Genomic DNA, 14,145 nt, shown 5'->3' with positions numbered 1-14,145 from the left:
CAAAACCTGAATACAATTTTTTGAATCGCTCTATCACTGACGAACTAAATTCAATAAAGCGTCGATTACTCTAGATGTGTCATCAATCAGGCTATTTATTCGTTGATGGTCGCAAACTGACCAAATTCTATTGGTTAAAACACTGCTTTATAAGGCAGTAGCGTTTATAATGTGACCAAACATTCAGTTTAACATTTTCGACACGTAAAATCGTGCAAAATCCTGCTGATCTCATGCAAGATGGGTACAGATTATCTATAATGATCAATCACTGTTTTTTGACAGTACCATTTTTATTTTTACCAACACCTAGGAATTCTATGCAACTCGATAACGCTACTATCAAACGCCTAAAAGGCATCGGTCACGAGCTAAAACCTGTCGTTATGATTGGCAATAAAGGTATTACCCCGACCATTACTGAAGAGATTGATCGCGCCTTATCAGATCATGAGCTCATCAAAGTGAAATTACCTGCTGGCACAAAAGAAGAACGCGATGTCATCGGTGCTGAGCTTGCCGCAGCAGCAAAGGCCTCTTTGGTACATTCAATTGGCCGCATGGCATTGTTACTACGTAAAAATCCAAACGCCAACCCTAAGCTATCAAACCTTGCTCGTCACACGCAATAGTGTGTCATGCTCAGCTTGATTTGAGTGTTTTGATACAACCTAAAAGCCGCGATGCAATCTGCTCGCGGCTTTTATCTTTTTGTGAACTTAGGGTCTGTTGAACAATCAAATATTAGGACTGCCAGTTCCACATTTGAATGTTTAACAGACCCTATTATAACTACTTGAGTCATACCAAATTATGAGCCAGACTTTTAACCTTTGCATCGCCACTGAAAAGATAGCAGATAATGCCCAGCAGCTTGGCGTTAGCATAGACACGCTAAGAGCTATCCAAGTCGTTGTGCATGCGACTATCATGCAGCAGCCACAGTTGCATTTACAGCTAACCTATCAAATCATCTTGCCCACACAATCTTTGGTTAGCCAATTAGACTGGCCTACTTGGGAAGAAGCAAACGTCGGCTTTACTGACTATTTGTGGGAAGAGAGCTGTCTTGAATGCTTTATAACAGGTAACTCAATAAATAATCACGATATGACTGACCTTAGCAGTAATTCAACTTATATTGAAGTTAACGCCAGCCCAGATGGTCGTTATGCGCTTTATCAGTTTGACAGCTATCGAAACCCTGCCACTCTGCCACCACCCCGCTTGTTATTAGCAAATGGGCGTACACCCGCAAAGATTAGCTGGACTGACCACGCAAATACGCAAATACCATCAATAAATGCCAATGCCTCGAAAAAATTATCGAAAACGTATACACATCATAGCTGCGAGCGAACCTTGGGTGTGCCATTAGACAAACTGTCTAGCCAAAATTTTGCTATCAGTAATATGACTATTGAGCACATACATCCTTGCGTCATTTTATGGTTCGGTGAAACCGCTTTATATTTCGCACCTACACATGCCTCTCCGCCTGACTTTCACGACCGTCGCTACTGGTCTAGGTTTGATCCTGAAACTGCCTTACTTAACCAGCTAGCGTCATCGATAGCAACTGAACGATAACGCGTATCTAATATTTTAAAACAAAAAAAACCAGCAATGTCATTAAGAGCATTACTGGATTCGGAGAAAACGGTTTACTTAAAACACGATGTACTTGACGCTTATTAGTCAGCCATTGCAAGGTAGATACCACGGTCTGATGCATCATCAACGTACTGCGAGTCACGCCATGTAGTATAGCTATAAGTACCACTGTATGGGCTAATGCTATTTTGACGGAAGTCTGATACCCAATCATTGCCATCAAAGATCTGGATATGACCATGTGGACGACTTGACGTGCGATTGTAGACTACAACATCACCAACTTGTGGCGACATATCGTTACTGATTTTGCTAAAGCCTGCTTGAGCAAGCGTACCACGAGAGGCGTACTGATAAGCTGAAGGATTTGGCGTAAATTCATAACCTGCTGATTGTAGCGCTTTGCGTACATAGCGAGCACAGTAACCAGAGCTTCTAGATAGCGCTACTCGTGACGCGCTTGCTGCTGCCATGGCAGGAGCAGAGTTGCGATCAGGCACACGGCTGGCTTGCTGCTGACGCTGCTCATACGATAAACGACTGGTTAGCGAGGCAAGCTGATATTCTTTTTGCTTGGCATGTTCGCTTAAGTTGTCAATCGCTTGACTGATTTCGTCGTTGCTATATACATGAGCACCACTATTAGTGCTATAGATGTTACGACTAGAACCGTAGTTCGCAGAAGTAGAGATGTTGGTGATGGTATGACTCAAGGTATTATTTGGTTGAAAGGTGGTCTCGGCAGCACCACTCGTTTGTGCTATGCCCATTCCCAGTACTGACAAAATTAATAAAGCTTGTTTCATAAATTTACTACCTATTTGTTAATACAAGACTGCTCGTCATCCGTGACAAAGCATCAATTAGTTTAGAGGACATAATCATCAAATAAACATGATAAAATCCTTAGTACAACAGCTCACTCTTTTTTCTACAGTAACTAACGCTGGTATTATTGGCAGCGCGGTCTTCTGCTTCATAAATCGTTTGCTATCCATCCCATATATATATTGAGCTTATTTGTTATGAATATCGATTTTGTCACCTATTAGATGAGTCATTACGATGTCAAAAAAACAGCCTAATCGGCTTGCCCAACTTATTGATCATCAAGCTTTTGCTGGTAGCGCGCTACCCCAAACCCTTGCTGACAATATGCGTCTATATATTGAAGCAACCACTGAGATAAAAGAGCTTCTAATAGACTGTCTACCGGAAGAAATTCTTAGTACCTGCTGGGTCGTTGGCTTAACCTCTAAGCAATTAACACTCAGTGTGGGCTCAATGACCGCTGCTAACCATATTCGCTATTTACAGAACGCTTATTTGCAGATATTAACAGAGCAGTCGATTACATTTAAACAACTCAAGCAAATTCGCGTCGTTGTAGCTAAAATATCTGCGCATAGTCTTTCATCTAAAAAACCGTTAGCGCTATCAGCAACTTTATCAAAGTCTCACAAAGCCAATGAAAATCAGGCTCTTAGCCAAAACACAAAGCGGACTATATCACAGGCCGCAGAGCATGTCACCACTGATGAAAAGCTCAAAAAAGCACTTTTGCGCTTAGCAAATCATTAAAAATCCCGACTTCATAATGTAAAGTTATGTAACTATTTCCAAAAATCGTGGCCATTTACGCTAGGTTTTTGTAATGACGTAAACAAAAAAAATCATCTGTTAGTCAGCTTCACAATGTGAATGCGACTAACAGATGATTTTTTGATTACCTACAGCGTCGGTATTATCTACGCTAACGTTGTATTGTTTAAAAATACTTACTTATATATCTATATACGAGAATATAAATTAACGGTTCTTATAACCATTTTATGTAATATTGCGTAAATGTTTCGATACTTCGTGTGTATTCCTGTATTCATCCTTCAACTGCTACCCCTTTTAGGGGCAAATATTCGATAGGACAGGTTACATTGTCATCAAAAGTTACAATTTCAAAGCTATCAGGATTAGACAATATCTCACGTACCAACAAATTGTTTAATGCATGACCAGATTTATAAGCGTTAAAACGACCCAAAATTGGATAGCCAATCAGATATAAATCGCCTAGAGCATCCAAAATTTTATGGCGCACAAACTCATCATTAAAACGTAAGCCTTCTTCATTAAGGATATTGGCCTCGTCGATGACAATCGCGTTTTCCATACTACCGCCTAAAGCCAAGTTATTCTGACGTAGGGCTTCGATGTCTCGTAAAAAACCAAAAGTACGCGCTGAACTCAGCTCTTCTATAAAGTTTTGCGTAGAAAACTGTAGTTGTGCATGCTGAAAGTTTTTATCAATAGCAGGATGATCAAAGTCAATCTCAAAATTTAATTCAAAGCCTTCATAAGGGCGTAGCTCTGCCCATTTATCGTCTACTTTTACTTTTATTGGTCTTACAATCTTAATGAACTTCTTTGAAGCTTCTTGCTCACAAAAACCAGCTTGCATCAATAACGCGACAAACGGTGCAGCACTACCATCCATGATAGGTATTTCTGATGCGGAAACACGAATCAACAGGTTATCAACACCCAGTCCAGCAATTGCACTTAATAAGTGTTCTACAGTACCTACACGTGCGCCACCGAATACGAGATTGGATGACATCATAGTATCTTGTACTAAGAAAGCACTGGCTGGAATTGGCTGACTGCCTTCAATATCTGAGCGCTCGAAAACAATACCAGTATCAACTGGCTGTGGATGAAACTCTAAATCAACAGGCTGACCACTATGGAGACCGGTACCTGTAACAGCTATCGCTGCTTTTATGGTTCGTTGGTTCATGGCTGTTTTCCCACATATTTTGTTACAATTGACCTAGTGTACCATTATCCACACCTCATTCGCCACAGTTAAAAAGCGTTAATTTTCTTATCTCTTTGATTGATAACACTTATCGTGATTTTTTTATTCGAATGAATTATATTTTACCGACCTATAAATTACCTTAATAAACAGATATTTAGGAATAAATATAGTGATTACAGCATATATCGCATGGTACATGACTAAGGCATGTTTGATCCTTTAATCATGTACTGACAGAGACTATCTGTGAATGTTCAACACGCTCTAACAACGGCTTATTAAAAAATAATGTTTCAAAACAAATCATTTCTTATGGACGAGCACAAAAAAACCAGCGACATAGCGCTGGCTTTTTCTGACCAATAATATTGCAGAATACCTATTTATTTTGTTGACGCTTTAAATAGTCTTGAATGCTGTTAGTCTTGGTTTTGGGCTGCTCTTGCGTCGGATTTGCACGCGCTAGACTATCCTGATGCAGCTGCGCTTGTGACTGCTTTTGGCTGTTTAGTGCACTGGTATGCAAGTTAGGATCAACAGGCTGTGTGCTATTCACAGAAGGCACAGGCTGCTCCACTACTTCTGGCTCTTGGCCTGCATTTTCATCCAACGTCAAACCCGTTGCAATAACGGTCACATGTAGATCTTCACCCATTTTTTCATCGATGACAGAACCATAGAAGATATGAGCATCATCGATATCGGTAATTTCTTCAACGATTGCGCTGATTTTGCTCATCTCATCTAGTGATAACGACTCAGAAGAGATAACGTTAACCAGTAGACCTTTAGCATTTTCTAAACGTAAATCATCAAGCAATGGCGATCTAATGGCTTTTTCGGTTGCTTGACGCGCACGATCATCGCCACTTGCACGACCAATACCCATCATGGCGTGACCTTTAGCAGTCATCGCCGTACGGATATCGTTAAAGTCAATATTGATCATACCTTCACTAGCGATGGTCTCTGCAATACCTTGCACGGCGTGTAATAACACATCATCCGCTTTTTTGAACGCATCTTGCATAGAGATATTGCCGTAGACGCTCATCAGCTTGTCATTTGGAATGGTAATGATAGAGTCAACGAAGTTGGTCAGTTGCTCAATACCAGCCTTAGCTGCTTTGATACGCTTCCCGCCTTCAAACTTGAAGGGTGTAGTCACAACAGCGACCGTCAATACTTCCATCTCTTTGGCAATACGAGCCACGACTGGCGCTGCACCCGTACCAGTACCGCCGCCCATTCCAGCGGTAATAAAGACCATATCTGAATGTTCGAGTAACGCACGGATGGCTTCTTCTTCGCTTTCTGCTGCTTCACGTCCAACTTCTGGATTGGCACCAGCGCCTAGACCACGGTTAGTTTTTGCGCCAAGTTGTAACTTATGCGGCGCTGTCAGACGATCAAGTGCTTGTTTATCCGTATTAGCACAGACGAACGTCACACCTCTAATTCCTTGTTGTACCATATGTTCAACCGCATTACCGCCACCACCACCCACACCGAATACTGTGAAGCTTGCTTGGCCGTTATTTTGAAGCTGGTTATCATCTGGCATGGTGTATTTTGACATAAAAAAGATTCTCCAGTTGCAGATAGCGTGATGGTCGATACATGGTAACGCACTCATATGACGCGCTATCGACTTACTATATATAAATGTATTTAAATAAAACAGGGCTATATCTTAAACCGTTAAGCTTGGACGAAAATATGTCATCATTGCTCAGGGTATTAACTTCAATGTTACTTTCAATATTGCTTTCAATGTTACTTTTGATATTACGTTATACGCTTAATTGTGGTACATCTTTCAAAACAACAACGCTTATTGTATAAGCATTCTTTTATATAAATATGTTTATACCAACATCGTTAGCAGCGGAGTTATAGTATCTTCTTAAGCACACTAGCAAAACGTTGCCCTGCACTTTGAAAGACGCCAGTTACTCTGTTTTTTTGAATCGCTTCCGGTTCGCTTTTTTCACTGTGGCGAAACTGCTCGCTTTGGCTATATAGTAGTGTACCAAATGCCGTTTGATAAGCGCGATCATTGACTTGGATATTTAGCTGTTTGAATGATTCGTCATTATCAAAGTGATTATAAGCGCTGATTGCTGGGTGGGTATTGGTCAAAACGACTGGCATTTTAAGCAGCTTCTTAGCAAAGGGTATCATGCCTTTGATCACACTACCGCCGCCTGTCAGCACGATGCCTTTATCAATATAGCTGATCAAATCTGCCTCATGCAATTGACGCGCCACTTCAGTAAAGATTTGCACATAACGCGCTTCAATGATACGGGCTAAGTTATAAATACCAATATTAATCTCGTCGCTGGTCCCTTGCGGTTTAAAGATAAAGAACGAGCTAGGATCGACGCTATTGACATCGACCGTACCATGCGATTTTTTCAGTTTTTCAGCTTCTATCATCGATATACCGACATCTGCTGAAATATCCATCGTCACCTCATGGCTGCCAGTCGCGATACAATGGGTAAAAATCAACTTGTTTTCTTTATAAACACAGATGCTAGTCGTGCTCGCTCCGATATCAACCAAACAGACACCCTGCTGGCGTTCATCACTCATCAAGCTATATTCTGCACTGGTCACCGCATCAAAGACAATATGATCGATGCCGACATCACAACTCTGCAATAGTTTTTGTATGTTCTGACGGCTGGCGACCGGCATCATCATCATGTGATACATCACGCTGATATTGTGCGCTACCGTCTCAATCGCATCGTCGACCATAAAGTCTTGTTCATCGACATAGATACCTTGCTGGCAACAATGCATCAAATAATAGTCTGAGGACAAGTCGCGTGATTTGGCGTTGGACAATGCCTGTACCATATCTTTGGCACGTACGACCTCATCCTCTACTAGTACTTCGCCCGCACTGTTTTTGCTCAGGAGCTCAGGCGTTGCCAAGGTCAACCACACACTATGCACACGGCAATTGGCAGTATCTTCTGCTTCTTGAATGGCTTGCCTGATAGCGCCTTGCAAGCGTTCGCGATGTTTTATTTGACCTTGATAGAAGTCACTATTTTTGACTTGCCCTACACCCATAATACGAATGTCTTTTGCAGAGACAACGCTGCCAATAACGACATACACTGCCGTGGCACTTAGATGGACAACAACCAGATTTTCAGTATTTTTCATGGTACCAGACAAATTATCGCTAAACAGGAGACCAAATGACGTCTCCATTAAATCATTAAAAAAATCACCATCTTTACGCCGTTATATCCTACCGCACCTACAATCTCTATGCTAAATAAACAAAGTGTCATTAATTAATGGTGGTTTATCAACTACTTTTGCTTACTGTTTTTGCTACTCACTATTTTTTATGACAGTCAGCTTTTTGGTGCTTCGATTTCTGGTTGTGCCATATTCCAAGCGATGGTAAAGCCATTTTTGTAACGTAAATCTACAGACTGTATTTCACTTCGGCGATTACTTAATTGATTACCTAGTAATTGACTAAGATTCAGCAGCTTTTGCGCGGTATTTTCATTATCAACAATGACTCGCTGACCGTTATCAAAACGAATGAGCCATGTCATTCTTGGCGACAGGATAATATCTGCAACTTGCATATCGAGTGGTGCATACCAATCGTTGATTTGTTGCATTTGTTGCATGATGACCGGCGCTTGTGTTATCTCACCTTGCAAAGTGGCAAACTGGGCTTGGGTCAAATCCTTACTATCAGCAGGGACAAAAACAATCCCTTTTGCATCAACCAAACGTTCTGTACCAAAATTTGCAACTGCCTGCTTGGGCAACGCTGTGACCACAATGCCACGTTGCCAATCACGAGTCACACTCACTTGATCCACCCAAGCAAGACCCGTAGTAATATCTCTTAATGCTTGTAAATCAGAAGTAAAAAAACTGCTCACTTTCTGTTGATTCATGACTTGCTGTAGCTTTTGGTACTGAGCAACCGTGAGTCCCTGATTGCTGACATGAATGGCAGCTGGAGGCGCATCACGTAAGGCTTTACCACCCATAATTAATATAAGCACTAGCAAACCTAACACCAATACCATAAAAAAATATCTGACCGAATTCGGTACTTGGAAGTTAGATGTTGGACGACGGGCTTTATCACTCATCAAGTCAGTTACGTCGTTGACAGTTTGAGCCATAATGACCTTTGTCCCTGTTTTTGCATAAAGCTATTTGCATGAAGCCAATAGTGCTTTTGTTAAAGGTGAGTCTGCTTATATTTTGCAGCGACATATTAAACGAATATACTATCAAAAATTTTATCTAAAAACGTCTTTGAGACGCTATCATTCTCGATTAAGCGTCTATTTCTCTCGATTTACAACGCAAGGTCATAAATCATTCATAAATATCACTAAAACGATTCAATAATTACAATATTAACGTATTTTGCGGTCAAACAATAGCCTAACCCCTACTACGGACAACGAATTTACACAAGTTTACATGAAGCTGTGGTATAGCAGGGCTAGCGATACATTCAATTATGCTTATGTTTGCCAACAACCAACAGTATCAGTGCTATTCGAACGGTTATTTTTACTCGTTAATAGCCGTTTTCTACACATCTATGCTATCAATAATTCTGTCATAAACTGCGTTATTTATATTAACCTAGATAAAAACATCTGAGCTAAGGTTATCAATTGTTTATAACGTTTGCGCAAGGATATGCCAGCACAGTGTATCGAAATCCATGCCACGCGCCTTAGCTGCCATCGGTACCAAACTATGACTGGTCATACCTGGTACGGTGTTGATTTCAAGTAACCAAAAATTGCCCGTCTCATCTTGCATGGCATCGATACGGCCCCAGCCTTTTGCGTCTACTGCGCGAAATGCCGCAAGGCTCAAGTCTTGTAAATGCTTTTCATCAGCATCACTCAAGCCGCAAGGAATATAGTAGCTGGTATCATTACGATTGTACTTGGCTTCAAAATCATAGAAGTTAGTGATATCAGCAGGTTCAAGACGGATGACCGGATAGGCTTCATCATCGATAATGACAATCGTAAACTCGCGACCAGTAATCCAGCGCTCAGCCATGACCGCATCACCGCACTGTACCGCTGTTGCATAAGCCGCTGGCAACTCATCAAGATTGTTGACCTTGGTCATGCCAATACTGGAGCCTTCATGAACGGGCTTGATAATAAGTGGTAAACCTAGCATGTTAACCACTTGCTGCCAGTCGGTATCGGCCGTCAATAATGAAAATGGTGCCGTCGCTAAACCGCAACCTTGCCATAATTGCTTGGTACGAACTTTGTCCATGCCTAGCGCTGATGCCAGAATACCTGAGCCCGTCTGCGGAATATCAAACCATTGCAATACGCCTTGTAGCAAGCCATCTTCGCCACCGCGACCATGTAACACGTTAAACACGCGATCATAGTCACGAAGCTCAGTAATGTCTTGATGCTTAGGATCAAAATGAATGGCATCAACGCCTTGATTTTGTAGCGCCTGCAATACAGCGGCACCACTATCTAACGATACGCTGCGCTCATTGCTGCTGCCACCATAAATGACGGCTACTTTACCAAATTGTCCAGCATCTTTTACTTCGTTGGCATCAGCGCGCAATGGTTTGTCTTGGTTCGACTGGTTGTTTTCCATATCATTTTTTTCTGCTTGTGCAGCAGCGGCTAGAGCGGACTCTGGATTGATAATGGCTGTCTTATCCTCAGCAGCATCAATAGCATCATTATTGTTTATACTTTCTTGATTATCGTTCGTTGTCATAAGGACAGTTCCTAAAATTTTTAGCTTACTAAATGTAAAGGTTATTGGCAGCCAAGTCGACAGCAATCTGTCCCACATTACCTGCACCCTGAGTAATGAGCATGTCATTGGCTTTTAGTAAACGTTGCATGACAGGGGCTAAATTATCTTTATCAATAATCGTCGGTTCAACCTCACCACGCAAACGAATACTGCGCGCTAGTGACTTGGTATCAGCGCCTGTAATTGGTGTTTCACCTGCTGAATAGACGTCTAACAATAATAGCTCATCTACGCTTGAGAGCACTTCGACAAAGTCATCAAAGCAATCACGGGTACGACTGTAACGATGCGGTTGAAATAGCATTACCAAACGACGATCAGGGAAACTTTGACGAGCGGCCTTAATGGTGGCGTCGACTTCTTTTGGATGATGACCATAGTCATCGATCAACAAGACATTACCATCATCGATATCGACAGAGGCATGCTGCTCAAATCGACGACCAACGCCTTCAAACTTCTGCAAAGCGCGTTTGATCGCTTCATCATCGACACCTTCATCGGTCGCCATGGTGATAGCGGCAAGTGCATTGTAGACGTTATGCGTACCAGGAATATTAAGCGTCAAGCGCAAAGGCTCACGGTCACGGCGCAATACTGTGAAGTGCGTTTTAGTGCCTTCCGTCACCAAGTCAACGCCTTGTACGTCGTTAAAAGGTTCAAGCCCAAAGGTCAAAACTGGGCGACCGATATCATCAATCATTGCATACAATTCTGGATCATCACCGCACACCACTGCCAAGCCATAAAACGGCATGTTTTGCAAAAACTGAATATAAGCCGCTTTTAATTTATCAAAGCTGTTTTCGTAGGTTTCCATATGGTCTTGGTCGATGTTGGTCACAATCGCGGCCATCGGATGCAATGACAAGAATGATGCATCAGACTCATCAGCTTCTGCCACCAAGAAACGGCTACTACCAAGTGCGGCATTTTTGCCAGAGGCGTTCAGCTTGCCACCAATTACGTAGGTAGGATCGAGCTGGCCTTCTGCCATCATCGTGGTGAGCAAACTGGTCGTGGTGGTTTTGCCATGCGCGCCAGCAACCGCAATACCATGACGATAGCGCATCAACTCACCCAACATATCGGCACGGCGTACCACAGGCAGACGCGCTTCTAATGCTGCTTTTACTTCAGGGTTGCTGCGATCAATCGCTGACGAGACGACAATAACATCCGCATTGGCGATGTTTTTGGAGTCATGACCGATCGATATGTCGATGCCAATCTGCTGTAGGCGCTTCGTCACCAAGCTTTCTGCGATGTCAGAACCACTGACTTGATAACCTTGATTGTTCATTACTTCTGCGATACCGCACATACCTGAACCGCCAATACCAACAAAATGCAAATGCTGAATACGGCGCATCTCTGGTATTTCAATCAAACGCTTAGGTAAGGCTTTCGCAGAGGTAGACATAAGGATCTCTCTTTATTAAAGGTCAATAAAATTTGGTAAATTAAAAATAATGGGTATGAGTTACAGGCTACAACGCTTGCCAAATAATATCGGCAACTTGCTTACTCGCACTACGATTGGCAAGAGCATGACCTTTTTTTGCCATCGTTAAGCACTTTTCTCGATTAAGTACAGCAAGCTCATCACTCAAACGCTTGGCTGTCAACTCCGACTGCGGTAACAAGACTGCCGCATCATGTGAGGTTAGCGTGCGAGCATTAGCCGTTTGGTGATCATCAACGGCATGCGGTAACGGCACAAAAATAGCAGCAATTCCAACGTTTTGGATTTCGGTAACGGTCAATGCACCTGCACGGCAAACAATCATATCAGCCCAATTATAAGCCGCTGCCATATCATCGATAAAAGGCTGTACCGTAAACTGATGCCTGCTTAAGTCTTCGCTATCGTAAGCTGCTTGCGTGGCGGCCTCATTGTTACGCCCGCATTGGTGACGCACTTCAAAAGGCTCGTTTAGCAATGCAAGCGCTTTTGGCACGGTGTCATTTAAGGCTTGAGCGCCAAGTGATCCGCCTACTACCAACAATTTAAGCGGTGAGCGATCATTCACATCATAGCGTACCGTTGGCTCTGCGACACCAGTAATGGCATTACGCACGGGATTGCCCACTGTCTCAAGCTTGGCATTCTGTGCACTATTAGCAAAGGTATCCTCAAACGCTTGTAACGTCTTGGTCGAAAGCTTAGACAGATAGCGATTGCTCATGCCAGCGATGGCATTTTGCTCATGAACAATCAGTGGCGTATTGGTTAGACGTGCAGCGATACCGCCAGGTGCAGTCACATAACCACCGAACCCAACAACTACATCAATCTGATTACTACGAATCACTTTTACGGCAGCCATGGTCGCTGACAGCAGAGTCATTGGTAGCTTTAATAGTCGACCAACGCCTTTACCACGCAGCCCTTGCATATTAATGGCATGAAAAGTATAGCCAGTCGGTTTGACCAAACCATTTTCCATACCGTTTGGCGTTCCTAACCAATGAATGACCGCACCGCGCTGGGTCAGCTCATCACTAAGGGCAAGCGCTGGAAAAACGTGCCCGCCAGTACCAGCTGCCATCATCAATATATGCGGTGTTTTCATGAACGCCTGCCTATCTTTACTTTATTTATATGAAGGGTTTATCTCTCTGCTGCGGTGACAATTATGAAAAAATAATGACCTAGCCAAAGCCCGCATAGTATAGAGGAAATCATCCTCTTATATACAGCACTTTATGCAGCAAAAATAACAAAAATCCAAGCCATGATCGATCACAGCTTGGCGTCGTGTAATGCTAATAAACGGTAAGAAAAATCAATGACTAACAATACCTTAAAATATGGGTTTTACGTAGTCAAAGTATTCCTTAACATAGCTAAAACTATGCAGTAAATTTATTCTCAATCGCCATGATAAAGTCGGTCGCGATATCTGTACCGCATTGATCATCAATCTCACGTACACAGGTGGGACTAGTCACATTAATTTCAGTGATACGCCCACCGATTAAGTCCAAACCAACGAACATTAGGCCTTTTTCTTTGACGATTGGTGCCACAACTTCTGCTACTTGGCGTTCAATATCAGTCAATGGCATGGCCACGCCGCTACCGCCAGCTGCGAGATTACCACGGGTCTCACCTTTGCTTGGAATACGGGCCAAACTATAATCTATCACGACGCCATCGACGATTAATACACGCTTATCGCCTTCCTTAATCTCTGGCAAGTAACGCTGTGCCATGATTGGCAGTGTCTCAAGTTCAGTCAACACCTCTAACGTTACACCAATATTGGGACTATCTGCGGTCAAACGGAAGATACCAGTTCCACCCATGCCGTCTAGTGGTTTGACAATAACGTCTTGCTGCTCAGCAATGAACTTGCGGATGTGCGCCTGTTTGCTGGTCACAATCGTTGGGCTCATATAATCGCTAAACCAAGTGGCAAACAGTTTTTCATTACAATCACGGATGGCTTGTGGATCATTGACCACGAGCACGCCTGCAGCTTTGGCGTGATCGAGCATATAAGTCGCATAAATAAAGCGCATATCAAACGGTGGGTCTTTACGCATCAAAATCACGTCATAGCCACTAACTGGACCTGTGCTTTTATCACCCAACGTATAAAAATCTGCTGGATCACGCTTTACCGTGAGCGGCTGAGTGTCAACCATCAACTGACCACGATCCAACCATAAGTCATGAATCTGACAGTAGCCAAGCTGATGCCCGCGATCTTGCGCTGCCCACATCATCGCCAAGCTGGTGTCTTTTTTATAATTAACCCGTTCGATAGGATCCATGATGACGAGTATTTTTAAAGATTTTTTTTGATTTTCTTGGCTCATGATAAGGCTCACTTACGTTATATTATTATTAAAACAGATTCAAACTTCAGTGC

General features: G+C 42.7%; 12 protein-coding genes. 3 read left to right on the top strand and 9 right to left on the bottom strand.

Features of this window, described 5'->3' with window-relative positions; all coding sequences use genetic code 11:
* The first annotated feature begins 320 nt into the window (after positions 1-320).
* The gene (locus ACTQ9T_RS01255; protein ID WP_010201459.1) at positions 321-632 is read left to right on the top strand and encodes a YhbY family RNA-binding protein; all 312 of its coding nucleotides are present in this window, start codon (positions 321-323) and stop codon (positions 630-632) included.
* 181 nt (positions 633-813) lie between these two features.
* Complete coding sequence (locus ACTQ9T_RS01250) at positions 814-1,590, top strand: hypothetical protein (RefSeq protein ID WP_440463823.1); 777 nt, start codon at positions 814-816, stop codon at positions 1,588-1,590.
* A 104-nt stretch (positions 1,591-1,694) separates the two neighbouring features.
* Here the strand turns inward: ACTQ9T_RS01250 and ACTQ9T_RS01245 are convergent, their stop codons facing one another.
* The gene (locus tag ACTQ9T_RS01245) at positions 1,695-2,420 is read right to left on the bottom strand and encodes a CHAP domain-containing protein (protein WP_439292975.1); all 726 of its coding nucleotides are present in this window, start codon (positions 2,418-2,420) and stop codon (positions 1,695-1,697) included.
* Positions 2,421-2,679: 259 nt separating this feature from the next.
* Between ACTQ9T_RS01245 and ACTQ9T_RS01240 the strand changes: the two genes are divergently transcribed.
* On the top strand, positions 2,680-3,195 hold the full coding sequence (locus ACTQ9T_RS01240; protein ID WP_440463822.1) for a hypothetical protein: 516 nt from the start codon (positions 2,680-2,682) through the stop codon (positions 3,193-3,195).
* 298 nt (positions 3,196-3,493) lie between these two features.
* On the opposite strand, the gene lpxC is transcribed toward ACTQ9T_RS01240, so the two are convergent.
* The 8 genes from lpxC to gshB form a co-directional block, all read right to left on the bottom strand.
* Positions 3,494-4,411 carry a UDP-3-O-acyl-N-acetylglucosamine deacetylase gene (gene lpxC, locus ACTQ9T_RS01235; protein ID WP_189585450.1) on the bottom strand — a complete coding sequence of 306 codons (918 nt, stop codon included), beginning with the start codon at positions 4,409-4,411 and terminating at the stop codon, positions 3,494-3,496.
* 403 nt (positions 4,412-4,814) lie between these two features.
* Positions 4,815-6,014, bottom strand: a complete 1,200-nt coding sequence (gene ftsZ / locus ACTQ9T_RS01230; RefSeq protein WP_010201472.1) for a cell division protein FtsZ — start codon at positions 6,012-6,014, stop codon at positions 4,815-4,817.
* A 314-nt stretch (positions 6,015-6,328) separates the two neighbouring features.
* Positions 6,329-7,621, bottom strand: a complete 1,293-nt coding sequence (gene ftsA, locus ACTQ9T_RS01225) for a cell division protein FtsA (protein ID WP_201592179.1) — start codon at positions 7,619-7,621, stop codon at positions 6,329-6,331.
* Between the two features lie 197 nt (positions 7,622-7,818).
* Positions 7,819-8,616, bottom strand: a complete 798-nt coding sequence (locus tag ACTQ9T_RS01220; RefSeq protein ID WP_210540424.1) for a cell division protein FtsQ/DivIB — start codon at positions 8,614-8,616, stop codon at positions 7,819-7,821.
* A 511-nt stretch (positions 8,617-9,127) separates the two neighbouring features.
* On the bottom strand, positions 9,128-10,096 hold the full coding sequence (locus tag ACTQ9T_RS01215) for a D-alanine--D-alanine ligase (protein WP_440464441.1): 969 nt from the start codon (positions 10,094-10,096) through the stop codon (positions 9,128-9,130).
* Positions 10,097-10,250: 154 nt separating this feature from the next.
* Positions 10,251-11,687 (bottom strand): UDP-N-acetylmuramate--L-alanine ligase, encoded by a 1,437-nt coding sequence (murC, locus tag ACTQ9T_RS01210; protein WP_210540425.1) that lies wholly within the window; start codon positions 11,685-11,687, stop codon positions 10,251-10,253.
* 67 nt (positions 11,688-11,754) lie between these two features.
* Complete coding sequence (gene murG, locus ACTQ9T_RS01205) at positions 11,755-12,840, bottom strand: undecaprenyldiphospho-muramoylpentapeptide beta-N-acetylglucosaminyltransferase (protein ID WP_440463821.1); 1,086 nt, start codon at positions 12,838-12,840, stop codon at positions 11,755-11,757.
* A gap of 280 nt (positions 12,841-13,120) precedes the next feature.
* Positions 13,121-14,092 carry a glutathione synthase gene (gene gshB, locus ACTQ9T_RS01200; RefSeq protein ID WP_440463820.1) on the bottom strand — a complete coding sequence of 324 codons (972 nt, stop codon included), beginning with the start codon at positions 14,090-14,092 and terminating at the stop codon, positions 13,121-13,123.
* Positions 14,093-14,145 lie beyond the last annotated feature (53 nt).

The sequence above is a fragment of the Psychrobacter sp. ASPA161_6 genome (assembly GCF_051970285.1).
GTDB classification, from domain to species: domain Bacteria; phylum Pseudomonadota; class Gammaproteobacteria; order Pseudomonadales; family Moraxellaceae; genus Psychrobacter; species Psychrobacter glaciei.
This window is presented reverse-complemented; position numbering and strand designations above follow the sequence as displayed.

Coding starts and splice junctions, on each gene's coding strand:
- ACTQ9T_RS01255 (WP_010201459.1), top strand. CDS start 321: ATGCAACTCGATAACGCTACTATCAAACGCCTAAAAGGCATCGGTCAC.
- ACTQ9T_RS01250 (WP_440463823.1), top strand. CDS start 814: ATGAGCCAGACTTTTAACCTTTGCATCGCCACTGAAAAGATAGCAGAT.
- ACTQ9T_RS01245 (WP_439292975.1), bottom strand. CDS start 2,420: ATGAAACAAGCTTTATTAATTTTGTCAGTACTGGGAATGGGCATAGCA.
- ACTQ9T_RS01240 (WP_440463822.1), top strand. CDS start 2,680: ATGTCAAAAAAACAGCCTAATCGGCTTGCCCAACTTATTGATCATCAA.
- lpxC (WP_189585450.1), bottom strand. CDS start 4,411: ATGAACCAACGAACCATAAAAGCAGCGATAGCTGTTACAGGTACCGGT.
- ftsZ (WP_010201472.1), bottom strand. CDS start 6,014: ATGTCAAAATACACCATGCCAGATGATAACCAGCTTCAAAATAACGGC.
- ftsA (WP_201592179.1), bottom strand. CDS start 7,621: ATGAAAAATACTGAAAATCTGGTTGTTGTCCATCTAAGTGCCACGGCA.
- ACTQ9T_RS01220 (WP_210540424.1), bottom strand. CDS start 8,616: ATGGCTCAAACTGTCAACGACGTAACTGACTTGATGAGTGATAAAGCC.
- ACTQ9T_RS01215 (WP_440464441.1), bottom strand. CDS start 10,096: ATGGAAAACAACCAGTCGAACCAAGACAAACCATTGCGCGCTGATGCC.
- murC (WP_210540425.1), bottom strand. CDS start 11,687: ATGTCTACCTCTGCGAAAGCCTTACCTAAGCGTTTGATTGAAATACCA.
- murG (WP_440463821.1), bottom strand. CDS start 12,840: ATGAAAACACCGCATATATTGATGATGGCAGCTGGTACTGGCGGGCAC.
- gshB (WP_440463820.1), bottom strand. CDS start 14,092: ATGAGCCAAGAAAATCAAAAAAAATCTTTAAAAATACTCGTCATCATG.